At 64.3% G+C, this 25,530-nt stretch carries 23 protein-coding genes and 2 pseudogenes; 3 read left to right on the plus strand and 22 right to left on the minus strand.

What is annotated here, in order from left to right; genetic code table 11:
• Positions 1 to 20: 20 nt before the first annotated feature.
• The 12 genes from FM101_RS02200 to FM101_RS02255 all read right to left on the minus strand — a co-directional run bounded on the left by FM101_RS02200 (position 21) and on the right by FM101_RS02255 (position 13,287).
• A complete protein-coding gene (locus FM101_RS02200) occupies positions 21 to 1,058 on the minus strand; it encodes an ABC transporter ATP-binding protein (RefSeq protein WP_086994812.1) in 1,038 nt (345 codons plus the stop codon).
• Positions 1,045 to 2,073 carry an ABC transporter ATP-binding protein gene (locus FM101_RS02205; protein WP_245806599.1) on the minus strand — a complete coding sequence of 343 codons (1,029 nt, stop codon included), beginning with the start codon at positions 2,071 to 2,073 and terminating at the stop codon, positions 1,045 to 1,047. Before FM101_RS02205 ends, FM101_RS02200 begins: the two co-directional genes overlap by 14 nt.
• Positions 2,074 to 2,988, minus strand: coding sequence for an ABC transporter permease (locus FM101_RS02210; RefSeq protein ID WP_086994815.1), 915 nt, complete (start codon positions 2,986 to 2,988; stop codon positions 2,074 to 2,076).
• Positions 2,985 to 3,908, minus strand: coding sequence for an ABC transporter permease (locus tag FM101_RS02215; RefSeq protein ID WP_086994818.1), 924 nt, complete (start codon positions 3,906 to 3,908; stop codon positions 2,985 to 2,987). Before FM101_RS02215 ends, FM101_RS02210 begins: the two co-directional genes overlap by 4 nt.
• Positions 3,909 to 4,009: 101 nt before the next feature.
• A complete protein-coding gene (locus FM101_RS02220; RefSeq protein ID WP_086994821.1) occupies positions 4,010 to 5,602 on the minus strand; it encodes a peptide ABC transporter substrate-binding protein in 1,593 nt (530 codons plus the stop codon).
• 195 nt (positions 5,603 to 5,797) lie between these two features.
• Positions 5,798 to 7,033, minus strand: coding sequence for an ROK family transcriptional regulator (locus tag FM101_RS02225; protein ID WP_179204205.1), 1,236 nt, complete (start codon positions 7,031 to 7,033; stop codon positions 5,798 to 5,800).
• A 64-nt stretch (positions 7,034 to 7,097) separates the two neighbouring features.
• Positions 7,098 to 8,015 carry an aminoglycoside phosphotransferase family protein gene (locus FM101_RS02230; RefSeq protein WP_086994826.1) on the minus strand — a complete coding sequence of 306 codons (918 nt, stop codon included), beginning with the start codon at positions 8,013 to 8,015 and terminating at the stop codon, positions 7,098 to 7,100.
• Positions 8,016 to 8,119: 104 nt separating this feature from the next.
• Positions 8,120 to 9,631: an Asp-tRNA(Asn)/Glu-tRNA(Gln) amidotransferase subunit GatB gene (gene gatB / locus FM101_RS02235; protein WP_086994829.1), complete on the minus strand. Its 1,512-nt coding sequence runs from the start codon at positions 9,629 to 9,631 to the stop codon at positions 8,120 to 8,122.
• A 1-nt stretch (position 9,632) separates the two neighbouring features.
• On the minus strand, positions 9,633 to 11,180 hold the full coding sequence (gene gatA, locus FM101_RS02240) for an Asp-tRNA(Asn)/Glu-tRNA(Gln) amidotransferase subunit GatA (protein ID WP_086994832.1): 1,548 nt from the start codon (positions 11,178 to 11,180) through the stop codon (positions 9,633 to 9,635).
• 3 nt (positions 11,181 to 11,183) lie between these two features.
• On the minus strand, positions 11,184 to 11,480 hold the full coding sequence (gene gatC / locus FM101_RS02245) for an Asp-tRNA(Asn)/Glu-tRNA(Gln) amidotransferase subunit GatC (RefSeq protein WP_086994834.1): 297 nt from the start codon (positions 11,478 to 11,480) through the stop codon (positions 11,184 to 11,186).
• A gap of 42 nt (positions 11,481 to 11,522) precedes the next feature.
• A complete protein-coding gene (locus FM101_RS02250) occupies positions 11,523 to 12,869 on the minus strand; it encodes an MFS transporter (protein ID WP_086994837.1) in 1,347 nt (448 codons plus the stop codon).
• A complete protein-coding gene (locus tag FM101_RS02255; protein ID WP_086994840.1) occupies positions 12,769 to 13,287 on the minus strand; it encodes a GNAT family N-acetyltransferase in 519 nt (172 codons plus the stop codon). Before FM101_RS02255 ends, FM101_RS02250 begins: the two co-directional genes overlap by 101 nt.
• Positions 13,288 to 13,434: 147 nt before the next feature.
• Between FM101_RS02255 and FM101_RS16170 the strand changes: the two are divergent.
• Positions 13,435 to 13,674 (plus strand): annotated as a pseudogene (locus FM101_RS16170) (TSUP family transporter); the annotation flags it as partial.
• 107 nt (positions 13,675 to 13,781) lie between these two features.
• Positions 13,782 to 13,976, plus strand: a complete 195-nt coding sequence (locus tag FM101_RS15905; RefSeq protein WP_245806600.1) for a hypothetical protein — start codon at positions 13,782 to 13,784, stop codon at positions 13,974 to 13,976.
• Between the two features lie 18 nt (positions 13,977 to 13,994).
• Here FM101_RS15905 and FM101_RS02265 read toward each other — a convergent pair whose 3' ends face one another.
• The 3 genes from FM101_RS02265 to FM101_RS02275 are packed head-to-tail and all read right to left on the minus strand — an operon-like array spanning position 13,995 to position 17,864.
• Positions 13,995 to 14,819: an inositol monophosphatase family protein gene (locus FM101_RS02265; protein ID WP_086994842.1), complete on the minus strand. Its 825-nt coding sequence runs from the start codon at positions 14,817 to 14,819 to the stop codon at positions 13,995 to 13,997.
• Positions 14,816 to 17,209 (minus strand): NAD-dependent DNA ligase LigA, encoded by a 2,394-nt coding sequence (ligA, locus tag FM101_RS02270; protein WP_086994845.1) that lies wholly within the window; start codon positions 17,207 to 17,209, stop codon positions 14,816 to 14,818. Before ligA ends, FM101_RS02265 begins: the two co-directional genes overlap by 4 nt.
• A gap of 43 nt (positions 17,210 to 17,252) precedes the next feature.
• Positions 17,253 to 17,864: a DUF998 domain-containing protein gene (locus FM101_RS02275; RefSeq protein ID WP_086994848.1), complete on the minus strand. Its 612-nt coding sequence runs from the start codon at positions 17,862 to 17,864 to the stop codon at positions 17,253 to 17,255.
• Between the two features lie 83 nt (positions 17,865 to 17,947).
• Here FM101_RS02275 and FM101_RS02280 point away from each other — a divergent pair, with 83 nt between their 5' ends.
• The gene (locus tag FM101_RS02280; protein WP_086994851.1) at positions 17,948 to 18,298 is read left to right on the plus strand and encodes a MerR family transcriptional regulator; all 351 of its coding nucleotides are present in this window, start codon (positions 17,948 to 17,950) and stop codon (positions 18,296 to 18,298) included.
• 39 nt (positions 18,299 to 18,337) lie between these two features.
• Here FM101_RS02280 and FM101_RS02285 read toward each other — a convergent pair whose 3' ends face one another.
• The 7 genes and pseudogenes from FM101_RS02285 to FM101_RS15680 form a co-directional block, all read right to left on the minus strand.
• Positions 18,338 to 19,141: a CPBP family intramembrane glutamic endopeptidase gene (locus FM101_RS02285; RefSeq protein WP_086994854.1), complete on the minus strand. Its 804-nt coding sequence runs from the start codon at positions 19,139 to 19,141 to the stop codon at positions 18,338 to 18,340.
• 28 nt (positions 19,142 to 19,169) lie between these two features.
• Positions 19,170 to 20,195 (minus strand): S66 family peptidase, encoded by a 1,026-nt coding sequence (locus tag FM101_RS02290; RefSeq protein ID WP_086994856.1) that lies wholly within the window; start codon positions 20,193 to 20,195, stop codon positions 19,170 to 19,172.
• Between the two features lie 55 nt (positions 20,196 to 20,250).
• Positions 20,251 to 20,952, minus strand: a complete 702-nt coding sequence (locus FM101_RS02295) for a hypothetical protein (RefSeq protein ID WP_086994859.1) — start codon at positions 20,950 to 20,952, stop codon at positions 20,251 to 20,253.
• A gap of 54 nt (positions 20,953 to 21,006) precedes the next feature.
• Positions 21,007 to 22,644: a serine/threonine-protein kinase gene (locus FM101_RS02300; RefSeq protein WP_086994862.1), complete on the minus strand. Its 1,638-nt coding sequence runs from the start codon at positions 22,642 to 22,644 to the stop codon at positions 21,007 to 21,009.
• Positions 22,641 to 24,263 (minus strand): FHA domain-containing protein, encoded by a 1,623-nt coding sequence (locus FM101_RS02305; protein ID WP_179204207.1) that lies wholly within the window; start codon positions 24,261 to 24,263, stop codon positions 22,641 to 22,643. Before FM101_RS02305 ends, FM101_RS02300 begins: the two co-directional genes overlap by 4 nt.
• Before the next feature lie 2 nt (positions 24,264 to 24,265).
• Complete coding sequence (locus tag FM101_RS02310) at positions 24,266 to 25,102, minus strand: PP2C family protein-serine/threonine phosphatase (RefSeq protein ID WP_086994867.1); 837 nt, start codon at positions 25,100 to 25,102, stop codon at positions 24,266 to 24,268.
• Positions 25,099 to 25,530: pseudogene (locus FM101_RS15680) on the minus strand (FHA domain-containing protein); the annotation flags it as partial. The gene FM101_RS02310 and the pseudogene FM101_RS15680, both read right to left, overlap by 4 nt.

The following is a 25,530-nucleotide window of genomic DNA, read 5'->3' on the forward strand; positions in this document are numbered from 1 at the left end:
GCGGGCGCCACCGGAGGCCTTCACCGTTCCGACACCGTTTCTGCGAAATGGCATCGTGCCTCATGTGTACCGGCAATTTCGACGGGCTCTGGTTCCTTCGTGACGCATATCTCCTGGGCCAGTGGACACCGCGTATGGAACCGGCACCCCGACGGCGGGTCGATCGGCGACGGCGGATCCCCCTGCAACACGATGCGTTCGCGGTCCGTCCCGTCATTTTTGCGGAGTTCGGGTGCCGCGGAGAGGAGCGCCTGGGTATATGGGTGGCCCGTGTGGTCATATACGTCGTCGTAGTTGCCCAGTTCGACGACCTTGCCCAGATACATGGTCGCGACTCGGTCGGAGATATGCCTGACGATTTGCAGGTCATGGGCGATGAAAAGGTAGCTCAGGCCCAACTCGTGTTGCAATGTATCGAGCAGATTCACGATCTGGGCACGGACTGAGACGTCTAGCGCCGAGACCGGTTCATCGCAGATGAGCATCTGGGGGTTCAGCGCGATCCCACGGGCAATGCCGATGCGTTGTTGCTGTCCGCCGGAGAAATTATGTGGATACCGGTCCGCATGATCGGGGTTCAAACCGACCAGTTCCAAGAGTTCACGGATCTTGCTCCGCCGTCCGGCGCGGGGCGCAATTTCGGAATGGATGGCGAACGGCTCGCCGACCAGCTCTTCAACGGTCATGCGCGGGTTGAGCGAGGAATACGGGTCCTGGAAGATCAGTTGGATGTTCCGGCGCATATCTCGCTTTTCCGCACCCTTGAGCTCATTGATGTCCTGCCCCCGGAAAAGCACCCGCCCTTCGGTGGGCTTTTCCAGACCAGACATGACCCGGGCCAGCGTTGATTTTCCACAGCCCGATTCCCCGATGACGCCCAGGGTTTCTCCCGGACGCACCGCCAGGTCCACCCCGTCCAGGGCCTTGACGATTTTGCGGGGTCCGATGGGCAGGTGTCGGTGTACCGGATAGTACTGTTTGATCCCCTGCAGTTCCATCAGCGGTGCGGTGCCTGCCTCGGGGGTACCGTTCTGGATCGTTGCTTCAGGCAGTGACATGGGCCAAGACCTCCTCGGTATGGAAACAAGCGCTCTGGCGCCCGGCGCCCACCGATTCCAACGGCGGTATTTCTTCCAGGCATTCGTCCGTGGCGAAGGAACACCGGCTGGCGAAGGAGCAGCCATCGGGCAAGCGCAGCAAATCTGGTGGTGTGCCGGGGATGGCTGGCAGCCGTTGACCCTTCAGTTCCTCTCCGGCAACCGATGCGCGTAGCCCGCTGGTGTACGGGTGGCCCGGGTGGCTCAGCACCTCATCGGTGGCACCATGTTCGACGATCCGTCCCGCATACATCACAGCCACTTGATCGGTGACTTCCTTGACCACCGAGATGTCATGGGTGATCAGGATCAACCCCATGTTTCGTTCCACCTGTTGTTCCTTGAGTAGTTCGAGGATTTGCGCCTGAACGGTGACGTCCAGTGCCGTCGTGGGCTCATCGGCGATCAGCAGCACGGGATCCAGTGCCAGCGCCATGGCGATGACGATGCGCTGACGCATACCTCCGGAGAACTGGTGGGGATAGTCATTCACCCGCGAGGCAGCGGCCGGGATTCGTACCCGGTCCATCATGTCAATCGCGGCCGCCTTGGCATCCTTGCGGGAATATCCGCGGTGTACCCGATACAACTCACCGATCTGGCGTCCGACCGGGTGGACAGGGTTCAGCGCGGTCAAGGCATCCTGGAAGACCATCGACACCCGGGATCCGACCAATTGACGGTGCCGTCTGGCACTGACCGTCAGCAGGTCCTCACCCTCAAGCAGGATCTCTCCGCGGGGGACCCGGGCCGGTGGCATGTCCAGAATGCCCATCACCGCACGGGCCGTGACAGATTTTCCGGATCCTGACTCGCCCAGAATGCCCAGCGCCTCACCGCGTTGGACGGTGAAGTTCATGCCACTGACGGCGGTGGCAATGCCCTTGGACGTATCGAATTCGACGTCGAGGTCCCTGACGCGCAGGAGCGCGTCGTCCTCCGAAACGCCGGGTTCTTGCCTCTGTTGCGTTCTCACTTACTTGCCTTTCGGATCGAATTCATCGCGCAGCGCTTCCCCGAAGAGCACGAAACCAAGCACCGTGACTGTCAGGAACAGCGCCGGGAAGACCAACAGGTGCGGTGCCGCAGAAATGTAGTCGCGTGCGGCAGCCAGTTGCAGTCCCCAGGAGACGGAGGGCGGGGTGAGGCCGATGCCGATGAAGGTCAGCCCCGCTTCGGCCGAAATGACCCCACCGACGCCCAGCGTCTGCAGGACCAACAGCGGGGTCAGCGAGTTCGGGATGATGTGGGACTTGATGATCCGGGTCTTGCTGGCGCCCAACAGCATTGATGCCTGAACGTATTCACGGTTGCGTACCTCCATCACGGAAGAACGCATGAACCGGACGCCACCTGGCCAGTTGAACAGTGCCAGCGCGAAGATCACCGTCCAGACGGTACGTTCGCTGAACAGTTGCAGCACCACGATGGCAGCCAGGATGAAGGGAAGGCCAAAGGCCATATCGCAGGCCCGCGAGATGATGACATCGACCCAACCTCCGAAATAGCCGGCCAAGGCTCCGAGGATGGCAGCAACGACGAAGGAAATCGCGGTGACCACGATGCCCACCAGAATCGAGGCACGGGCACCATAGATCACATTCGTGTAGTAGTCGCATCCTTGGATGTCGACGCCGAAAATGTGTTCGGCACTGGGCGCTTGGTTCGTCTCCATCACGTTGCAGTTCGCGTTGGGGTCGCTGCCGAGTCCGGCGAAGAGCTGCGGGAAGGCGGCCATGAGCAGCATCAGCACCACGATCGTTCCGGAAATCAGGAAGCGCGGTCTCAGCCATAATGGCCCGTGGTTCGTCTTCTTGCGTTGGCGTGGCGGAAAGGTCTCGGGTTCGCCGGTGGCAACGGCGGAAGCGGTCGGCTCGGTGGTCTGGCTCATACTCGTACCCTCGGATCAATGACGCCGTAGAGCAGATCCACGAGCAGGTTGAAGAGGAGATACACCAACACGAGCATCGTGGCGATGCCCACGACGATGGTCCCCTCCTTGTTGTTGATGGAGGTCACCATGAGCCCACCGATGCCAGGAATGTTGAAGATGGCCTCGATGATCACTGCGCCGCCGAGCATCCCGGCCAGGCTCAGTCCAAGATAGGTGACGACGGGAATCATGGCGTTGCGCAGGGCATGGCCCCAGATGACCCGTCGTGGGGAAAGGCCCTTGGCCCGTGCGGTGCGCATGTACTCCGACCGAAGCACCCCCACCAGCGAGGTGCGGGTCAGTCGTGCCAAGCCGGCAGCGGCTTCGAAGGCCATCACCAATGCTGGCAAGATGAAGGCCATGGGCCACCCGGCGCGGATTCCTGCCGGATCGACCCAGCCCAATTGGACACCGAATACCGTCTGGGCGCCCAAGGCGATCACGAATCCGGGAACGCCGAGGAAGACGACGGTGAAGATCAGGGCGAAGTGGTCCCCGGCACGGCCGTGCCGCAGCCCGCCGTATACGCCGATGACCAGACCGATGACCAGCTTCAGAACCCAGGCCGTCAGGGCCAGGGCGAAAGTCGTGGGCAGACGCTCCAAGATCAGACCCAAAACCGGGCGGCCGAAGAAATCAATACCGAAGTTCCCATGCAACAGGCCCCACATGTAGTTTCCGTATTGCACCAGGAACGGGTCATCCAGGTGATAGGCCTGACGAATCTGGGCCACCGTTGATTCGGGCAGGGGGCGGGCGCCGGTCAACGCCGCGATGGGGTCTCCGGGCATGAGGAAGGTCAAGGCGTAGATCAGGAAGGTGGCGCCGATGACCACCGGAATCATCTGCCCTATGCGGCGTATGGTGTAGCCGAGCATGCGGATGGTCCTTTCGCGGTGTGATGGGAGTGCTGGGACGGGGTCCGATGCACCGGTGTCTATTGCTCACCGGCGCATCGGAACCGTGGATGATTCACTACCTAGCAGCCGTACCCCGCGCGGTAGAACTGCAGATCCCCCTGGACTTCCTTCATATCGGCGCATTCGGTGTGCAAGCCGAAGTCGGTGGGAATGAACAGCGGGATGGCCGGCATGTCCTTGACGATCAGTGACTCGGCCTCGGCGTACGTCTTAGCTGCCGTGGCTTCGTTCTGCGACTCCCGTGCGGATCTGACCAGCTTGTCCACTGCCTTATTGGAGTATCCCGTGGTCTCGTTGCCGTCGCCGCCCGTTTCGTACTGGCTGAGGTACTGGTCAGGGCTCTTATAGGACCAGCCCCAGAGCCCGAAAACGGCTCCGTCGAGTTCCTGGTTGTTCCGACGCGACTGCAGCTCGGTCCCCAAAACCGGCTTGAGCTGGACCTTGATGCCCAGATTTTCCTTGATCTGTTTGGCGATGGCCTGCACCAGCTGCTGGTCGGAAGCCGAGTTGTGTTCGATCACCAGGGTTCCGTCGAATCCACCAGCCTTGGCCAGGAGCTTCTTCGCCTCATCGGCGTCGAAGGTGCATGAGTCGCAAGCGCCTTCCTCATAGGAATCCAGCGACGGTGGTACCAGTGAGTCCGAAGGCGTGGCGTAGCCCTGCAACAGGGACTTGGCGATGGATTCGCGGTCAATGGACATCGAGATGGCCCGGCGCAGATCCGGGTCCCGCAGATCCTTGATGTACTCCGGGATCTGCAAGGTGTACTGCTTGGAACCGGTTTCAACCTCGTAGAGGGAATCCTCACCCAGCTGGCTTTTGGCCTTGGAGACCATCGTGGCTGGCACGTTGCGGATCATGTCCAGGTTGCCGGCCGTCATGTCGGTGTAGGCCGCGTCCACCGCCGTGTAGATCTGCCCGGTGAGCTTGTCGGCGCCGCCGGAGAAACCGTCGGCCCCCTTGAAGTCGTCCCATTTTTCCAGCACGACTTCTTCGTTGTGGTTCCAGGAGACGAATTGGTAGGGCCCATTGGAAATGGGGTTCTCCTCGTAGGCCTCCGGATCGCTGAAGGCCTGTTCCGGCAGGGGGCAGAGGGCCGAGGTGCTCAGAAGCTTGGGGAAGTCGGCATTGGGCGCGTTGAGTGCGACTTCCAGATGCTGATCGTCAACGACCTTCACGCCGGAAAGCTCCGTGGCCTTGGGTTTGGATCCATCCGCAGGGTTCAGATCCTTATACCCTTCGAAGGCGGTGAAGGAGCCATTACCTTGCCAAGCGTTGGAGCCAGTGGCCGTCTTGTTCCACGCCTTGGCGAACGAGTCGGCAGTCACCGGTGCGCCGTCCTGGAACGTCCAGCCGTCCTGCAGTTCGATCTTCCAGCGCTGGGCGTCATCGCTGGTCACCGATGTCGCGGCCAGAGGCTCCAGTTCTTGAGATTCGGTGTTCACCTCCATGAGGTTCGCGCAGGTGGCCATGGCGACCTGGCTGCCCGGATCCTCATGCGGCACCAATGACTTGGGTTCGCTGAGTTGGAACGACAAGGCGCTGTCCTCCCCTGCCCCGGCTGCGTTCCCCGCACCGGATGCACAGCCACTGGCCATCAGCATCACTGCTGATGATGCCGCGACCAGCGCAAACATCTTCTTCTTCGACATGCTCCACTCCCGTTCAAATGATCTGTGATGATCGAGCTGATTAGGTGGTGTCCGGCGGAGCACGCAGAGATGTGATCCGCTTCACCCAGTTAATTTACGCTCTAAAATAAATCAGATACTGCAGACCCTGTCAAGGATGGTCTTCAAATAATTGCGAAGGTTACCGACGGTTTCGAGGAGAAAAAACTCGCCGATTCAGCTCTCTGTCGGGTCGGGGGCAGCCAGGCCGATGATCCCCAGCGGATCCGCCAGCACGGCGGCAACCAGTGTTGAGGCGGCAAAAAGCGACAGTGAGAAGACGTGGTCGGTGGAAAGAACCACGCGTTCGGCGGCCCGTTTGCCAAGTTGTGCCCGCCGGGCCACTTCATCGACGAGCGAGGAAAAAACCAGGGGTGATTCGGCTGGGGTGCCGACCACCACCAGGAGCTCGGGATCGTGGATGTCAATGAGTTGGGCCGCTGCCCGGCCGACCCACCGGTTGCGTTGCTCCAGCAGGACAATGGCCCCCGGCTCCCCCTCCGCCGCTTGGAACAAGATCTCGTCGATATTCGGCTTCTCTTGCAGCCCTCGTTCCACGGCGGTGTCGGCTACTGCGTCGTCCGAAGCCATGACCGCCAAACATCCGGTGCGGCCGCAGGGGCAGGGCCGGGTGCCGTCGTCGACGGAGAGATGGGCGATCTGTCCCGCGGTTTGGCTGAACCCTGACCTGATCCTTCCGCCGTCGACCATGACCGAGCCGATATCCGCGGTCACCACCATCAGCACGAAGTCATTGGTTCGTTGCCCGTGCCCGTAGAGCAATTCGGATTGTGCCGCGGCACGGGCATTGTTTTCGAGGATCAACGGCCCGGGCAACCGGCCGCTGAGCAGGCGCATGACGTCAACGTTCTGCCAACCGGCTCCGGGGTTGTCAATGATGATCCCCGCCGCCCGATTCACGATGCCGCCGGTCGCGATCCCCGTCCCGATGATGACCCGTCCCCTGGTATTCTCACAAATCAACTCATCGGCGGCCGCGACGATCAAATCCATGGATTCTTCCGGTGGCATCCCGGTGTGTGGAACCAGTACCGAGGCATGTTCGCTGCCGTCTAAATCCATGAGGACGACGCCGGTGGTGCGCGGGCCCAGATGGATGCCCATGACCAGCGGGGTCCCGGTGTCGATCTGCAGGGGAACGCGTGGGCGCCCCTGCGTGCCCACGAGTGGTGCCAGCTCCCGCAATAAGCCGGCTTCGAGCAGCTGCGCCACCATCTTCGTGACCGACGCGGCACTGAGCCCCAGTTGCAGAGCAACTTCCGAACGAGACAGACCGGGGTGGTCGAAGACATGCTTCATGACGGCCGCCGTATTGAGTCGCCGCAGGTCATCGCCGCGATGTCCGCGACCGTTGCGCAGGGCGGGGTCGGCAGCAGGATCTAGGGTTGCCATGACCGCTGGTATTCTCCTGTCAGTGCCGGCCACGCCGGGATGCGTTGCCCTCCCATGATGCACGTCAGTAGCCCTCAACTGCCAACTGGTCCAGCGCATGCCGGCCCACGGACCGCAGCGGCTCTCCGTCCGGCATCAGGGCCATCATGGTCCCGAAGTGCACCGCCCACCCCCTGGCGCGCAACCAGGTGTCCCCGTCGTAGGGCAGTTCGGCCCTGAAGACGTCACGGCCCGCGGCGGTGAAATGTAGCCAGGCGGCCGCCAGGTCGCAGGCGGGGTCCCCCGCGGTGATGTCCCCGAAATCCACGACCGCAGAGATGGCCGCCGGTCCCGTACCGAGAGCAGTCACGACGTTATGCGGGTGCAGGTCCCCGTGCAGCCATAGTGGCGGGCCATGGTACTCGGTGGCTTTCGCCCCGGCGACAAAGATTTCGTGCCAGGGCCCGGCCAGCGGTGGGTCGGCTGCTGCCAGCCGCCGGGTGAAGGCCTCGGCGCGGGTTGCCAGCGCCTCCCCACGCACAGGATTGCGAGGAGCGTCGGCCGGGGCCGGAACGTGAAGTGCGCGCAGGAATCGGCCCAGGGCTGAGGCATAGCCGTCTCGGTCGGCTGCCGAACGAACCGCAGCGGAATCCCCCTCGAACCAGGGCACCACGGCCCAGTGGTAGGGGTAGCCGGCACCCGGGTGGCCTCGGCCAATGACTGCAGGAATCGACAACGGCAGCCGTGGCGCCAGGAAGGGCAGCCATCTCACTTCGTTCAGCAGCAGCTGATGGGCGCTGGCGCGGCGGGGTAGGCGTACTGCCAGTTCCCCACCGAGCCGGTAGACGATGTTGTCCCAACCGTTGGCCACCCGCAGGAGCTCCAGGCCCGCCAAGTCGGGGTGCTGTTCCTTCAGCAGCTGACGAACCAACGCCTCGGTGACCTCGACGTCGTGGCCGGGAACGGCGGTTCCGGTTTGTTTCGCTGCTCCCTGGGTGCTCATGGAACCACGCTACACACCTGCCCACGGCGAAGGGCGGGCGGAAGATTCTCCGCCCGCCCTTCACCAGGTACTGCGGTGTCCGCGCCGCTAGGGCCCGGCGAGGGTCAGCCTTCGACGCCGAGTTTCTCCAGGACGATCTCGCGGACGCGACCGGCGTCGGCCTGACCACGGGTGGCCTTCATCACCGGACCGATGAGCGCGCCGATGGCCTGGACCTTGCCATCCTTGATCTTCGCGACGACGTCGGGCATCGAAGCCATGGCGTCGTCGATGGCTGCACCAAGTGCTGAATCATCATTGACGACGGCCAGCGAACGCTTCTCGACGATCTCTCTCGGCGTCCCCTCTCCCGCCACTGCGTATTCGAGGACCTGGCGGGCGATCTTGTCGTTGATCTTCTTGGCTTCGATCAGCTGGTTAAGTTCGATGATGGTTGCCGGGGTGACCCCGAGTTCCAGCGGCTCCACGTCGGCGTTCTTAGCCAACCGGGAGATCTCGCCCATCCACCATTTGCGGGCCACGGCTGGAGTGGCACCGGCGGCGATGGTCTCCTCGATGGCGTCCAGGAATCCGGCATTGACCACATCACGGAATTCGGCGTCGGCATAGCCCCAATCGGCCTGCAGACGTTTGCGGCGTTCGGCCGGCGGCTCCGGCAGCTGGGCCCGCAATTCCTCAACCCATTCGCGGGTTGTCACGATCGGCACCAGGTCCGGCTCGGGGAAGTAGCGGTAGTCGTCGGCGTCGGACTTCGGACGTCCCGACGTCGTGGTCCGGGTGTCCTCGTGCCAGTGGCGTGTTTCCTGGACGACGAGGTTGCCGGCATCCAGGACCGCTGCGTGACGTTCGATTTCGAAGCGCATCGCGTGTTCGACGGCGCGCAACGAGTTCACGTTCTTGGTCTCGGAGCGGGTGCCGAACGTGGTGGTTCCCTGGGGCATCAACGAAATGTTGACGTCGCAGCGGACGTTGCCGCGTTCCATTTTGGCGTCGGAGACGTCGAGGTTCTTCACGATCTCGCGGATCGCCGCCACATAGGCCTTGGCCAGTTCGGGGGCACGCTTTCCGGCACCGGTGATCGGTTTGGTGACGATCTCCACCAACGGCACCCCGGCACGGTTGTAGTCGACCAGCGATGACTGGGCGCCCTGAATGCGCCCGGTGGAACCCATATGGGTGAGCTTGCCGGCGTCTTCCTCCATATGCGCGCGTTCGATCTCCACCCGGAAGATCTCCCCGTCGGACAGTTCCAGGTCCAGGTAACCATCGAAGGCAATGGGTTCGTCGTACTGCGAGGTCTGGAAGTTCTTCGGGGTGTCCGGGTAGAAGTAGTTCTTCCGGGCGAAGCGGCAGTATTCGGCGATCTGGCAGTTCAACGCCAGGCCGATCTTGATGGAGTACTCCACAGCCTTTTTATTGACCACCGGCAGCACGCCGGGCAGACCCAGGTCCACCGGGGTGACGTTGGTGTTCGGGACGTCGCCGAAGACGTTCGGGGCATCGGAGAACATCTTGGTGGCGGTGTTCAGCTCGACGTGTACCTCGAAGCCCAGTACCGGGTCATAGCGTTCCAGTGCCTCATCGAAGTCGACGAGTTCTTCAGTTGCATGGGCCATCTCAGGCGACACCTTCCTTGGAGGATTCGGCCAACTCGGGGGCCTGGTTGATCAACGGGCCATTCCAGCGGTCCTCCAGCAGTTTCTCCAAGGCCGCGGCGGCACGGTAGAGCCGTGCGTCCTCATGGGCCGGGGCCAGGAACTGGATGCCCACCGGCAGCCCTTCGGAGAGTCCACCGGGGACCGTGATCCCGGGAATGCCGGCCAGGTTGGCGGGGATGGTGGCGACGTCGTTGAGGTACATCGCCAACGGGTCATCCAGCTTAGAACCCAGTTCGAAGGCGACGACCGGGGAGGTCGGGGACACCAGGACATCCGCCTGGGCGAAGGCTGCTTCGAAGTCCCGCTGAATCAGGGTGCGGACCTTCTGCGCTGAACCGTAGTAGGCGTCGTAGTAGCCGGCCGACAGGGCGTAGGTGCCCAGGATGATGCGGCGCTTGACCTCGTCGCCGAAACCCGCGGAGCGGGTGGAGGCCATCACCCGTTCGATGGTCAGCGGCCCCTCGGTCGGCAGCACGCGGTTGCCGTAGCGGACGCCGTCGAACTTGGCGAGGTTGGAGGAGACCTCCGAGGGCATGATCAGGTAGTAGGCACCCAACGCGTACTCGAAGTTGGGGCAGGAGACCTCGACGATCTCGGCGCCGGCAGCCTTCAACACTTCCAGGGATTCGTCGAAACGCGACTGGACGCCTGCCTGGTAGCCCTCCCCCTGCAGTTCGCGGATGACGCCGACGCGAACACCGGTCAGGTCACCGGTGGCACCCTGTTCGGCGGCCGCCGCCATATCGGGGACCGGGGCGTCGATGGAGGTGGAATCCTTGGGGTCGTGCCCGCCAATGAGCTCGTGCAGGAGAGCCGAATCACGGACGGTGCGGCTCACCGGGCCGATCTGGTCCAGCGAGGAGGCCATCGCGATGGCCCCGTAACGAGAGACGGCACCGTAGGTGGGTTTGACGCCGACCGTGCCGGTGACGGCACCTGGCTGGCGGATCGAACCACCGGTGTCGGTGCCCAGGGCCAGGGGTGCTTCGAAGGCGGCCACCGCAGCGGCCGAGCCACCGCCGGAACCGCCGGGGATCCGGTCCAGGTCCCATGGATTGCGGGTGTCTCCGAAGGCCGAGTGCTCGGTGGAGGAACCCATCGCAAATTCGTCGAGGTTGGTTTTTCCCAGGATCGGCAGCTTGGCGGCACGGATCTTTTCGATCACGGTGGCGTCGTAGGGGCTCATCCAGCCCTCAAGGAACTTCGACCCCGCGGTGGTGGGCTGGCCCTTGGTGACAATGAGGTCCTTGATGGCGATCGGTACTCCGGCCAGCGGGTGCAGCGCCTCGGCCTCGGCTCCGCCTGCGGCGCGAATCGCGTCGACCTCGGCGGCCACGGCGAGGGCTTCCTCCCCGTTCAGGTGCAAGAAGGCGTGGACTCCACGGTCTCCTCCGTCGACCGCTGCGATGCGGTCCAAATGGGCCTGGACGGCCTCGACGGAAGTGACCGATCCGTCACGGAGTTTCGCAGCCAGCTCGGCGGCGGAGAGTTTGATGATCTCGTTCATGCCCTACTCCCCTTCCAGGATGGCCGGAACCTTGAAACGGCCGTCTTCGGCGTCGGGCGCGTTCTGCAGCGCCTCCTCCTGCGTCAGCGTCTGCCCGACCACGTCTTCGCGCATCACGTTGGTCAGCGGTAGCGGGTGGCTGGTGGCTGGAACGTCGTCGCCAGCGGCCTCGCTCACGGACTTGATCGCGTTGACGATGACACCGAGTTCGCCGGCCATTTTCTCCAGCTCGGTCTCGCTCATCTCCAGGTGGGCCAGCTGCGCCAAATGGGCAACTTCCTCACGACTGATCGCAGGCATGTATCTCCCCGAATTCATGGATGGTGGGTTATCCCCACCAGTCTAGTTCAGGACCGGCGTCGCCTGTTGCCGGGCCGCTCTGCTCATCCCCACGAGCGCCAGGAGCACGGCCCCCAAGGAGCCGATTCCGGCAGCGATGATGATCAACCGGTCACTGTCCACCACCAGTCCCGGGGTTCCCAGCAGGAAGCCCAGTCCGACCATGATTTTGATGACGACGGTCAGGTAGGCCCAGGCGGCCCCGTGATGGGCTTCGGGAATCCGGGCATAAACGGCGTTGCGCACCCCCACGTTGTGCATCCCGTTGCCGAATCCGCCCAGGACGAAGACCGCCAGGATGACTAGGGCGTTGGGCCACAGCCCCTCCACCAGGATGGCGGCCCCGATCAGCGCTCCGCCCAGAAGCACGGGCGTCCGTACTCGTGCTCCGAGGAACCGGTTTCCGCAGACCAGGGCACCAGCCAGGGCACCCACCGACCAGGCCCCCAGCATCACGGCGTAGATGGTGTCGGTATCGGCGACCGAGCGCAAATAGAAGACCCCCGCGACGCCTTCGGCGGAAGTGAACAACACGACGGCGGCCATGGGCACCAGCAGGATGGCCAGCAGTCGGTCCGTGAAGAGGACCCGCGCACCGGATCTGGCCCCTCCGGCTTTCGGTTCTTCTACATCAACCGTCACGGCATCGCGCGGAACCAACAGCCCGGCGCCGACGGCCAGCAACGTAAAACCCAACGCGTTCAACGCCAGCACGGGCTGGACGGACCACGCGGTATAGGCGATGGCAGCGATCGGCGGTGCGAGGATGCCTGCCAGTGAACCCGCCGAGACGATCAGGCTGCTGGCCCGGGCCAAGGGCAGGGAACCTTTGATGGAGGGAATGAGCTTGAAGATCGCCGAGGCGTTGACCACCGCGCTGATGCTGGTCCCGCACATCAACACCAAGCTAACGAGCAGCTCATCGACGACGGTCATGAGGGCGAACAGCAGGACGTGAGCGAGCAGGCTGGCCACCCAGATCCTGCGCAGGTTCGCGCCATCGACCAACCGGCCCACCAGTGGGGCGGCCAGGATCGGCGGGATCAGCCCCGTGAGGAATAGTGCAGTGACGCCCCAGGACCCCAGGTGATCGGCGGCGGCAAGGGTCAGGGCAAAAAGTGCCATCCCGTCCCCCACCATCGAGACGAAGGCCAAGAGTACGAAACCCAGATAGCTCCCTCGCGTGGGGGTTCTGGCTGGGGGGCATGAGGCGACCCTACTGCATGAGCCGGAGCGCCGGCTGTCGGTCTTAGAGCGGCAGGATGTAGACCTTGAGCAGGATGTCGGTATCGGGGACGAACCAGTCGCGTTCGGTGGCGCGCTGGAAACCCATGGCCGTGTAGAGGGCATTGGCTGCTTCCCAATGTCCACCGGTAGTCAGCGAGACCGTGTCCACGCCCTCGAGCTGCCGGGCCCGGTCGATCACCGCTTCGACCATGGTCCGCCCGGCCCCCGAACGCTGTACGGCGGGGTCCACGACCAGCATTCGGAATTCGAGTTCGCCCGCTTCAGCAATATCTGCGTAGGGGTTCCCCTGCTGAACCAGGGTCACCGCGCCGATGACTGTCCCGTTGTTTTCGGCGACCAGGATCTCGGCTGCCGCGTGCCGGTCGGCGACCTGGCGGACGAACTGCAGGTACTCGTGGTCGGGGTCATCGAAGTGTCCCGCCGCAAGGTAGGAGTCGACGGTGATCCGGCCGATCTCCGGGTAGTCGGCTTCCGTGGCCTGGCGGATGGTGAGCGGGAGGCGGGCGGTTGCAATAGTCATCACCTCCCAGTTTGACAGATTCCGGCACCGCCACGGTACGGGGACCTGAAAATGTCGGCCACCTCACGGCGTCGAGCGATCCTACGGCCACCAGGCCCCTACGATCGGTGGATGGTCGTGTCCTGACTGGTGTTCGCCGCCTTCGGAGTGCTCACCGGGCTGACAACCGTCTTGTTTGGCTTTGGCGGCGGCTTCGTCATCGTCCCTGTCGTCTATGCACTTGCCGTGGCCTCCGGGGGTTCCGGTGAGGCAACGTTGGTGGCCGTAGCGACGTCGACCGCAGTGATGATCGTCAATTCCCTTTCAGCCAGTTTTGCTCATTGGCGCTCTGGCAGATTGCGGACCGATATGCTCCATCCGCTCGCCGCCTATATCGGGCTCGGCGCCCTGATCGGGGCCGACAACAGCTTCTTGGGGGTGGGCGGTTCCATCATGACCGTTCCGCTGCTGCATCGACTGGGGCTGTCGTCCACGCTTTCGCGCTGCCCACTTCCGTGGGGCCGCTACCCACGGCGCATGTGGGCTATATCGACCTGCTGGCGACTGCGGGTTTGCTGGCCGGGTCCCTGCCGACGATTTTCGCCGCCAAACGCCTGGTCGGCAAGCTGCCTGACCGCATCCATGCTGTCGCCTTCCTCGCCCTGCTCGTGGTGGTGCTGGCGTCGATGCTGGTCATTCGGCCGGGTTGATTTTTCTCGGGAACCAGCTCAGCCCGCCGGTGGCGCGGGAAGCAGCTCGAAGTCGATGTAGCCAGCTGCCTGCCAGCCCGGATCGGCCGGAGGACGTAACACCGGGCAACCGGCTTCCTCGGCGATGAGCGCCCCGGCGGACCAGTCGTGTTCACCGGTACCGTATTCGGCGTAGGCATCGAGGGTGCCGTCGGCGACCATGCACAAATCCACGGCAGCCGAGCCGATCCGCCGCACATTGGCGAACCCCGGCAACAGGGTGGCCACCGCTTGGAGCTGGAAGTCGCGCCGTACGGCGTCGTAACCGAATCCGGTGGCCAGCAGGGCCCCCGCGGCTCCGGGCACGGGGCCGGTGAGCCGGCGTGCCCCGGCGTCGTTCCCGGTTTCGGTGCCGCCCAGCCAGGAACCCGCTCCGCGGGAGGCCCACCAGGTGCTGCCCAGCGCGGGAGCCTGCACGACGCCGGCGAGCCACACGGCGCCCTCCCCACCGTCGGGTGCGGGGCCGGCGACGGCCACCGAGGTGGCGTAGTAGACGATGCCTCGCACGAAGTTGGCTGTACCATCCAGCGGGTCGATGGACCAGCGGTAGGCGCTGGGTTCCGCGGGGGTGGTGCTGCCGTATTCCTCGCCGGTGATCGCATCATGCGGGCGTTCGGCGTTGATGACCGCCCGCACTGCCTGTTCGGCGCGTCGATCGTAGTCGGTGACCCAGTCCCCGGCGGCGGATTTGGTGTCGGCTGCGATATGGACGCCGTGGCGTTCGGCCAGGACGGCGGCACCGGCGGCCGCGGCACGGCGGGCGATGGCCAACAGGTCGGCGGTGGCTGCGGGGTTTTGGCTCATGTGGGGTCTCCATCGGTGGTGGTTTCGGGTACGGGGCCGTTTTCGAGCAGGGCGCGGAAGCCGTCCTCGTCCAGTACGGTCAGCCCGAGGGAGATCGCTTTCTCCAATTTGGTGCCTGCCGCTTCACCGGCGACGACGTAGCTGGTCTTCTTCGACACGGATCCCGAGGCCTTGCCGCCACGGGTGATGATGGCCTCCTTGGCCTCGTCGCGGCTGAAGCCTTCGAGGGATCCGGTGACCACGATGGTCAGGCCCTCGAGCGTGCGCTGAGTCTCACCGTGGGAATCGTCCACCATGCGCACGTTTTCGGCGGCCCACGCATCGACGATTCCCAGATGCCAGTCGAGGTCGAACCATTCGATGAGGGCCTCGGCGATAATCGGCCCGATGCCGTCGACGTCGGCCAGCTTTTCGGTGGCATCCTCGGCGGTGACGGCCTGGCGGATGGCCTCCATCGACCCGTAGTGGGTGGCCAGGGCGCGCGAGGCGGTGGGCCCCACATGACGGATGGACAGGGCCACGATCACGCGCCACAACGGCTGCGTCTTGGCCTTTTCCAGTTCCTCGAACAGCTTCTTCGTAGTGGCGGTCGGGGCCGATGGCTTCTTCTCGGTGCCCTTGCTCCAGAAGTACGGAACGAGTTCGAAGTGACCGGTCCCGGTGCCCTTGGATCGCTTTTCACGCCAGACCTTGACCTCGGCGAGCGCATCGCGCAGCGTGTCGTCTTCATGGCCGCTGGCCAGGTCGAAGATCTGGGCTTCGTTCGTGATGGGGCCGGGTCCTGCAGGTTTGGGCAGGCCTCCGTGTTCGGCGGGATCCGGGCCTGGCCCCACGGTCAGTGCTAATGCGGCTTCCTCGCCCAGCGCCTCGACGTCGAAGGCTCCTCGGCCACCGAGGTGGGCCACTCGCTCGGTCAGCTGGGCCGGGCAGGACTGGGCGTTGAGGCAGCGGATGTCAATATCGCCTTCCTTCGCCGGGGCCAGCGGTTCCCCGCAGGAGGGGCAGTCGGTGGGCATGACGAATTCGCGGAGTTCCTCTTCCCGGCCCTCGCGCAGGGGAAGGACCGGGCCGACAATCTCGGGGATGACGTCACCTGCCTTGCGCAGGATGATGGTGTCTCCGATGAGCACGCCCTTGGCCTTGACGACGTCCTGGTTGTGCAGGGTGGCCATTTCGACGGTGGAGCCGGCGACCTTGACCGGTTCCATGACCCCGTAGGGGGTGACTCGTCCGGTGCGTCCGACGTTGACGCGGATGTCCAACAGTTTGGTGTGGACCTCCTCGGGCGGATACTTATAGGCCACCGACCAGCGCGGTACCCGGGAGGTGTAGCCCAACGCCCGTTGGATGGCGAAGGAATCGGCCTTGATGACGATGCCGTCGATATCGTGGACCAGTGAGTGCCGGTCGGCACCATAGGCCTCGATGTAGGCCAGGACCTCATCGATCGAATCCACGACCTTCGAGTACGGGGTCACCGGTAGGCCCCACCCCTTGAGAAGTTCGTAGGTTTCGGACTGGGAGGCCGCGTCGAGGCCTTCACGGACCCCGAACCCGTGGACAAACATGCCCAGGGGGCGCTTGGCGGTTTCTGCCGGGTCCTTCTGGCGCAAGGAGCCGGCGGCCGCGTTGCGCGGATTCGCCAGTTCGGGTTTGCCTGCTTCGAGCAGGGCCTCGTTATAGTCGCGGAACTTCTGTGAGGGGAAGAAGATCTCCCCACGGATCTCGACCTCGGTGGGCCAGTTGCTGCCCGAGAGCTCGGTGGGGATGTCTTTGATCGTCAGCACGTTATGGGTGACGTCTTCCCCGGTCGTGCCGTCGCCCCGGGTGGCGGCACGGAGCAGCTTGCCGTCACGGTAGAGCAGGTTGATCGCGAGCCCGTCGATCTTGACCTCACAAAGCCAGCGCAGTTCTTGGTTCGGGGCCCGGGTTCCGGCGTTGGCGGTGGCCCGTTCGAGCCAGGCGGTGAGCTCTTCGAGGGAGAACACATCCTCCAGCGAGTACATCTGCGTCAGGTGGACCACCGGGGAGAAGGCCGCGGAAACCTCTCCACCGACTTCTTGGGTGGGTGAATCGTTGGAGACGATTTCCGGGTGCAGTTGCTCGATTTCCTCGAGTCGGGTGAACAGAACATCGAACTCGGCGTCGGAGACGATCGGAGCATCCTCGACGTAATACGCCGTCCGGTACCGGCGGACATCGTCGATGAGCTGCTGGTACTCCTCCCGCAGTTGCCCTGCGGGGATGACCTCTTCACCGGCGGCGGTACTGGCGCCTTCGGCGGAGGCCGTGGTGGAACGGGTGGTGGTGTTCTGCTGCTCGCTTGTCGTCACCCCTCTATCTTGCCTCACTGCTCGGACGCGTGGGAGCGAAGGAGGCCCCTCGTCCATTGGTCGTGCTGAATTGCCCGACGGCGAGCCGGAAGGCTGTCCCTCACCGCAGCATGAACCCCAGGCTCGCGAGCAGTGGGGCGATCGTCACCGCCAGGATGAAGACGCGTTCACTCACGCCGAAGGTGCGTGATCTCAGCGGTCGCACGAGCAGGGAAACCACGAGGGCCGCCAGTGAGATGGCGGAGATGACATGGAGTATCTGCAGTCCCGTCCCGACGCCGGGCATCCCCTGTGTCTCCAGCAGCCGGGCCTGCGGAGCGATCGTCGAGTAGGAGATCGTGAACCATCCCACGGCCAGCAGAAGGTGCACACGACCACGCAGCGTCTTCGCGGCCCCCGGCCCGTCCGTCGGCACCCAGGGCATCACCACGAGAACCAGTGCGAGAACAAAGAGCCAGATCCCCACGGTCGACCGGGGCGCGCCGAGCCCACTATCGGTCAGGAGTCCGAGGCCCAACGCGGCCCAGGCCAGGGCCGCAGCCCAAGCCGAGAGGCGCGACAGAGCCCGCGTCAGGGCGTTTGCCGAAGCGGCGTAGTCGCTGACCGTGTCCCCGACCGGGTGGATTCCGCCAGGGAACAGATGCAAGGCGAGGAACAGGGCCAGCCGGCACGGGAAGAGAACGGCTGCGGCGAGATAGAGAGCGTGACTCATATGGATCCTTGGGAAGCTATTGACCGTGTTGTGGTTCTGGTGTCACGCTAAAGCTTCAAGCGACTTGAAGGTCAAGAGATAGAATGCGCATCGGCGAACTCGCCCATCGAACCGGTTTAGCTGCTTCAGCCATCCGATATTACGAAGAGCGGGACATGTTCAGCCCGGGGCAGATCACGCGTTCTCCCAACGGTTACCGCGATTACGGCCCGGGAGCGCAACGCCGGCTCGAGCTCATTCTCTCCGGACGCGCGGTCGGCCTCTCGCTGGACCAGATGCGAACACAAATGGAGCACTGGGACACCATGACCAGCTCAGAACGTGTGGTGCTGCTGGAACAGCAGTACGCAGTTCTCCACGAACGCATCAGCGAACTGACATACCGTCGGGATGCTCTTTCCACGGTGCTCGCCCAGCTGAGGTGCCCCGACTGAGCGCTCCGGTGGGCGGTGCGGCAGCTCACCGGCGGCCCTTTAACGGGGAACCAAACCGGTCAGTTGCAGCATCGGGAATATGACTGCGGGGGAACTGCTCAACAGGTTCACGATGAAGTGGGCGATGGTGATGGGCAGCAAACGTTTCTGTCGGAGCACGATCAGTGCCGATCCGATCCCCCACACCGTGAACGCCACGACATAGACGATCATGGCGTCCGCCGTCGGGGCGAAGAAGGCGTGCTGGGCGCCGAAAGCGAGCGAACAGAGCAATACGGTGGCGAGGACCGACCACCGACGCAACAGGCGTGACTGGGAGTAGCCACGGAACACCGCCTCCTCGGCGGGGGCATTGAGCGGAGCGAACGTCAGAACGGCGATGATGCCCAGGGCCAGGCCCCATCCGGGGTGGGCGATCGCGGCGGCCTGCGGGTCGAAGAAGACCGTTTCGAATGCCGTGAACATCTCGGGGCCGTGCAGGGCCCACATGGTGCCCATGATGGCGGCCACGAAGGGGAGGTAGAGGACGAGGATCCAGAGCAGTCCCCAGCCGGTTTCGCGCAGCATCGGGCGCCGGGCCGGGATGAACAGGGAACGAAGGTCCTGGCCTTCGGAGCGCAGGAAACGGGCAACGAGCCACAACGAGACGATGTTCACCGGGAGCAAGCTCAACGATGCGAGCAGGGGCGACGGCGGAAACGAGGCCGGACCGTCGACACCGACCATGACCAGCCAGGCGATCGTCGTGGCCAAGGCGACCAGCCCCACCCGCGCGATCAGCAGGACTCCCCCGCGCAGGGCGTGGGTTCGGACCCCGTCCGACGGTGCTGGTTGCGCACTCATGGCATCAGGATACGTCCAGCCCCAGTCATCACGGGATCAGGTGTTGGGTGATCCACCCGTGCCCGTCGACCAATTCGACCTCTGCCAGCGCCCCGTTGACCAACGGCATCTGCGGAGGCTGGTGCCCCGTATCGAAATCAAGGATCACCGGAATATCCAGATCCCCCAGTGCCCGTTCCACCGCTTCGCTCTGCGTCAATTCCGCGGTATCGGGAGCAGTGGTGCGTCCGATCAATATGCCGTTGGCGTGGTCGAACCATCCGGCCAGCCGCAACGCCCAGAGCATTCGAAGCACGCTCACGGCGTCGGAATCGACGACTTCGAGGTAGACGATTAGTCCTTCGGGGGCATGACGGCGAGCGAATCCCGACAGATCCCCAAAACTGGATCCCGCGAGCAAGGACACCGTCTCCAAACACCCTCCCAGGAGTCGGCCACGCAGTTCCACGTCCTCGGCATGCAGCGACGTCCAGGCGGTCGGCTCCTCATAGGCTTCGGCCCGCCCCAACGGTTCCTCGTCCCAGTCGGACCACGGGCGTGAACGACGATACGGGGCAGCTGTTTGGGTAAAGGATGCTCCTTCGGGGAGCGCTGCCACCTCGGTCCACCGATGGAACCCGGCCGGTAGTTCCCACGGCTCGTCCATCAGGCTGCCACCGTGAATGGTTGCGACACCGGTGGTGATCGTCAGTGGCAGCAGGAGGGTGGAGATATCCGACCAGCCCACAAACCATGTGGGGTCCTCCGCGAGGGCTTTCCAATCGGTTCCTTTGACGATTTCGATGGCCAGCTTCCCGCCCCAAGGTGGCAGGACGGCACGGGCCGGACCGGCGAAGGCGGCAGCGAGTTCGGTACGCCTCGTGGATGGCGGGCCTGAGGCCAGTCCCTCCTGGCGGACGGATTCCTCCACCCGTACTTCGAACCCGGCAGCGCGCAGGTCCGATACCGCATGGTCCAAGCGGGCGTGCAGGGATCCCGGGACGCCCATCGACGGGGCGGTCACGTCGATTCGGTCTCCCTCGGCAAGGGGGCGGGGGTATCGCATTCCGGTCATCTGATTGACCCTAGCAATGCTCTGGCCACCGTCCTTGCGTCCCTGGGTCTGAGGACTAGTCGTCGGCTGCGGGAGCTGCGTCCAACAACGGCAAATCCGCAGCGACCACCAGATGAGAGGTGACAGCATGTTCGACCAGGCGGGCCCGCCGGTTGGTCGCCAACTTGCCGGCGCCCCCGCGCAGCCCGGCGACTCCAGACTTGTCCAGCTTGTCGCAGACGTTGTCCAGTTTGCGGTTGAACTTGGTCAACGGCCAGCCCAGCCGGGCGGCTGCCTTGGCCGATGTCGGGATGGAGCTCAACCCGGTGCCGTCGCGGCGCAGCATGGGCTCCGCCAGCGCGACCACCAACGCCCGTTGGGCATCTGTGAGCACGACGGGGCCAATCGTGGTCTGCCCGTCACCATCGTCGGCACTCCATTCCTGACGGAAAGCCGGGGTCGAGAGGTGGACCGAAAATTCGTAGGTCGTCGGCCCTGCAGTGAAAACGACGTTGGTCTGACTGAACACCAAAGGGATACGTGCCCCCGGAGCCACCCAGGCCTGGAGACCGCCGGTGGCATCGGCGATGGTCGCCGAGAGGCGGGACCCGACATTGGAGAGCCACCAGATGCTGTCGTAGCGGGCCACGGTGAGGAAACGCCGATGCAGGTAGGGGTTCTCGTCGACCTCCAGGTCGCCTTCACGCCCAATGGTGAAAACCTGGTCATCGTCGACCGGGAACCATTCCCCACAAAAATCGATGTTTACTTCCACCATGAGTCCTGTCCCCTGTGTCCTGCTTCATCTCTCGCGGATCGTCCACCCACGAGACTAGCCGTCCGAACAGTATCTGCTGGGGTCCGAAGCTTTTCCTGTCGATCGCACCAACACCACTTGGATGCAGGTCGGCTCGCCTTTGACGGCCTCGGTCGTGACGGTGGGCTCCTCCACTTTCCGGTTCTCTCCTTGTTCGGTGGCCGTCACCGGAGCCCAATAAAAGACATCGCCCTTCTGGGCCTTCGGGCTCTTCCAACTGAAGGTCATCTTCGAACCGGACTGCTTTACGGCGAAGTCCTTGACCTGCGGGACCACGCCCTCCTGCCCCAGCAGCGGGTCTGCCGGTGCCTGGCTCAACGAAACACCCGAGGAAACCTCCTGTGCCTCACTTCCCCGGTTCAAGGCAGTCACCACAAAAATTCCCGCGATGACCATGGCCAACACGGCGCCGAGTCCCGCCACCAATCCGGTGGGGAATCGTTGGCCCTCGTGTTGCCGGCCCGCAGGCCGTGACGGTACGACCGGAACCCAGCCGTCGGCACCGGGTTCCTCCCCGTCGACCGCATTGACCACAGGGGGCGGGCCCACCTGACGTCCCTGCCGTTGGCGTGAGCCGGCCAGCGAACCGTCCGGCAGCCGGCCGCGCATGATGGTTGCGTCCTCCGCCCCTGCCGGGTCCGCAACTAGTGGATCCGTGATCGGCGTCGGCCCCCCTGTCGGGGGTGCCGGGGTAGCCCCGGCCTCAGGATCGATGGAAACGACCTGCCGCACCCTGGTCGCCTCACCGCCCTCGTCGACGCCGGATTCCTCGCGGGGAACCGGCTCCTCCATCACTTCGAATGCCGTCACGGACAGGCCGAGTTCGGCTTGGACTCGTTGCAAGGCCAGGGCCAGATCGTGGACGGATTCAAAACGTGCCCACGGACTCTTGGCCATGCTGGTGGCCAGTGTCTGTTCCAAAGCCGCCGGCACATCCGGGCGGTTGAGCGAGGCCAGGGGCGCGGTGGTAATCCGCGAAATCAGCTCGCGCTGGGAGTTGTCGGCCCCCGAGCGGACGAAGGGCGACCTGCCGGCCAGCAGCGTGTAGATCGTCGCGCCCAGGGACCAGACATCCATGCGCACCCCATTGGGGGAGCCCCCGGCAAAGGCCTCGGGCGGAGACCACGGGATCGACAATCCTGCTTCATCGTCCAGTGTGTCGGTCGTTCCGGAGATACCGAAGTCGGTCAAGGCCGGACGGTTATAGTCCGTCACGAGGATGTTCGCCGGTTTGATATCGCGGTGGACGATGCCGGCTCGGTGCGCGGTCTCCACAGCCGAGGCGACCTGGATGGCCAAGGACAGGACTTCGTCGACTCCCAGCCGGGCTCGCCGGTAGCGGACGTCCAGGCTCGGTCGGGAGCAGTACTCCATGGCCAAATACGAATGGCCTTCGGCGGTGATATCGGCTTCGAAGATCGTCACGATGTACGGATGCGAAGACAGCTGAGCCATGAGGTTGGCTTCGGATTCGAAGCGTTTACGGGCGCTTTCCGTTTTCAGGTCGGAGAGCAGCACCTTCACGGCCACCTTCCGGCGAGGCCGATCCTGTTGGTAGAGGTACACATCCGAAAAACCGCCGGATCCCAGGAGGTTCAGATATTCGAACCCCTCGATCGACGGTGGCGGTGCCGGGGGACGCTTGCCGCTCACAGCAGGCCCTCGAAGCGCAACGAGACCCCGTCTCCCAAATCGGCGATATCTCCGTCGAGCAGCATCAGCTTCTCCCCCTGGCCCAGTCGACGCGGCGGCATGTTCTGGCGGACCAGCAGGGTGCCGTTGGTCGCCTTGAGGTCCACCAACATGACGTGCCAGCCCTCGAGCCGTACTTCCAGATGCGAGCGGGAAATGTCACCGCTGGGGCTCTTCACTTGAACAACGCGTGGCATGGACTCGCTCGCCGAACGGCTGACGGTGGGCTGGCGGCCGATGACGGCGGGGCGGTCAAGTTCGACGATCTCGCCGTCGGAGATCACCATCCGGCCCAAGGCCGGCCGGGCCACATCCGTGGGGTCATCATTCAACGTGGCCTCACAGAGGCCACAGGTCGAGGAGGTCGGCGGGTTCGCATGCCCTTCTGCACAAAGTCGGCCCAGAACCAGCGGACCGGTCATCGGCTGTTCGGTTCCCGGGCTTCGCGACGTCGTCGGAATGGCCTCGGTGGGCAGGTCCCCGCGCATCACGGTGTTGCCGTCATGGTCACCCCAGGACGGCGTCGCAGTCCCCTCGAGGTCGGCGACAGGCGCCTGCGTCGGCGTTGGTTCGGGTCGGCCGGGTGCCGAGGTGATCGTCGGCAGGTCCTCGGCGCCGGCATCAGCTGCGGCAACCTTCTGGTTACCTCTGGCCTCCGGGTGTGCTTGGGCCCGTGCGGCTGCCAGCCACGGGACGGCGTCGATCAGTGCTTCGGGGTCCGGTTGCTCTTCCTCACCGTGAAGACCGGCAATGGTGTCGTCCGAAACCCGTTCAGCGGCTTCCGGTTCCTCGGCCCGTGGTTCCTGCGGGGCAGCTTCGGCAACCTGCTTCTCCGCGGGCGCCTGGGCCACTTCATCCTTCGGTTCGGCCCCCGGCTCGGGTGAGGGCTCCCGGGTGGCCCGGGAAAGGACAGTATGAGACTCGTCGGCTTCCTCAGCCGAAACGAATTCTTCGTCAGCCTCGGCGGGCATCTGCGGCAGCTCGGTTGCTGCCGGCTCGGCGGCGCTCATTTCCGATGCGGCCTCTGGTTCTGCCACGGCTCCAACGTCAAGATCGGCGGTTGCTGTTGCCGATGCCTGGGTTTCCGGCTGTGGGGCCGAGAGTGGCTCAATGGTTCCAGGGCCATCCGTCGGTAGCTCCACGCGAAGGCGTCCGAAGGGGACGATTCCCTCGACGATCGGCAACCAGGGTTGGTCCCCGTCGTCGTGCTGGCGCAGCACGTCATCGAGGGCGAGACTCAGGCTCTCCTGGTTCGGGATGCGCCGTTCCATCCAGGTGGTGACGCCGAGCCCGTTCACGTGGGTGCTCAGTTCTCGACCTTCAGCGGACATCGAGACCGGGCCTCGCAGGATGGTGTGCACATCACTTTCGAGGCTGATGATTCCGAAGGGAGCCATCCCCGTCAGGGCCAGCCCCCGAGCGGAAAGCACTGCTGACAGAAGAGATTCCACCCCCGGCTCCCCCTCGAGTGCCTGCCACAGACGCTCCAGGTGTTCCGGGTCGGTGTCTTCGGGCAACAGCACGAGGTGGCCGTGACGCACCAGCGCCCACCACGGTCCGGGAAGATAACTCATCCGCATGGTCATGCCCCTTCAACCGTCGGACGCGGTTGGGTCTGACCGTGTTCAACCACCGCTCGTGGGGCGGTATCGCTGAACTCATCGTCCTCGTGTTCGAGCTCCACATCGACGATCACGAGGGAGATGTTATCGCGGCCGCCGGAGCGCAGGGCTGCCTGCAACAGGTCGTCGACGGCAATCTGAGGTGGAGTGCGAGCCACCAGCACATCGCGGATCGCCCCGTCGCCGACTTCATTCGTCAGCCCATCAGAGCAGATGAGGAGCCGGTCCCCCGGGCGTGCCGGGAGCATCCAGAAGTCGGCTTCGCTGTCTTCGCCGGTCCCCAGCGCCCGGGTGATGACATTGCGGCGGGGGTGGGTCAGGGCTGCCTGCGCGGTGATCTCTCCCCGGTCGACCATCTCCTGGACCTCCGAGTGGTCCACGGTCACCTGGCGGAATTCATCACCGGAGAGCAGATAGGTTCGCGAATCCCCGACATTGAAGACCAGCCAATAGACTGCTTCACCCTGACGGACCAGGGCGGCACCTGTCACCGTGGTACCGGCGCGGGAGGCTGCCGCCTCGCGGATGGCCAAGTCTGCCGAGACCATGAACTGCTGCAGGTCTTCCGGAGTCAGCCAGTCACCTGCGGCTTCCTGCCCCGCGGCGAACGTGGCAACGCAGATACTGCTGGCCACCTCTCCTGCCTCATGCCCGCCCATGCCGTCGGCCACCGCGAAAAGGTGACGCTCGGCCAGGACGGCGTCCTCATTGAGCGGACGACGCAGGCCACGGTCGCTGGCATATCCGAAGTCCAACGCCACGTGGCCGGCGGCGGCTCGGGAATCCGCCCCGCTCATGCGGGGCTCACTACGAAATGACGGTCGCCGAAGTACACAGTGTCACCATACTCGGCATGTTGGGACTGGCCGGCAGCCAACGTCTTCCGTACCCCGTCGGCCCCGGTAAGACCCGATCCGTTGGTCGAGTTGCGGTCAGTGACCCAGACCCCCGAACTATCGGCTGCCAGATGCAGATGAGTTTTGGAAACCGAGCGGCCCATATCCGCGTAGTTGAACAGTTCGGCGACTTCTTCCCCGTCGTGGGCTGCCGGGTTCCTGCCGATCAGTGCCGTGGATTCCAGCACCATGACCTGACCGTCGTCGAAGCGCAGACGGGCACCACGGACCGCTTGGACGACGGCTGCCGACCGCAGTTGGGTGTATTCGACGTCGCCCTCTTCCGTGCCGACTCCTTCAGGGTGTGGAGCCGGGGAGGCGGGTGGTTC

It is taken from the genome of Arthrobacter rhombi (genome assembly GCF_900163545.1).
GTDB lineage: Bacteria > Actinomycetota > Actinomycetes > Actinomycetales > Micrococcaceae > Arthrobacter_H > Arthrobacter_H rhombi_A.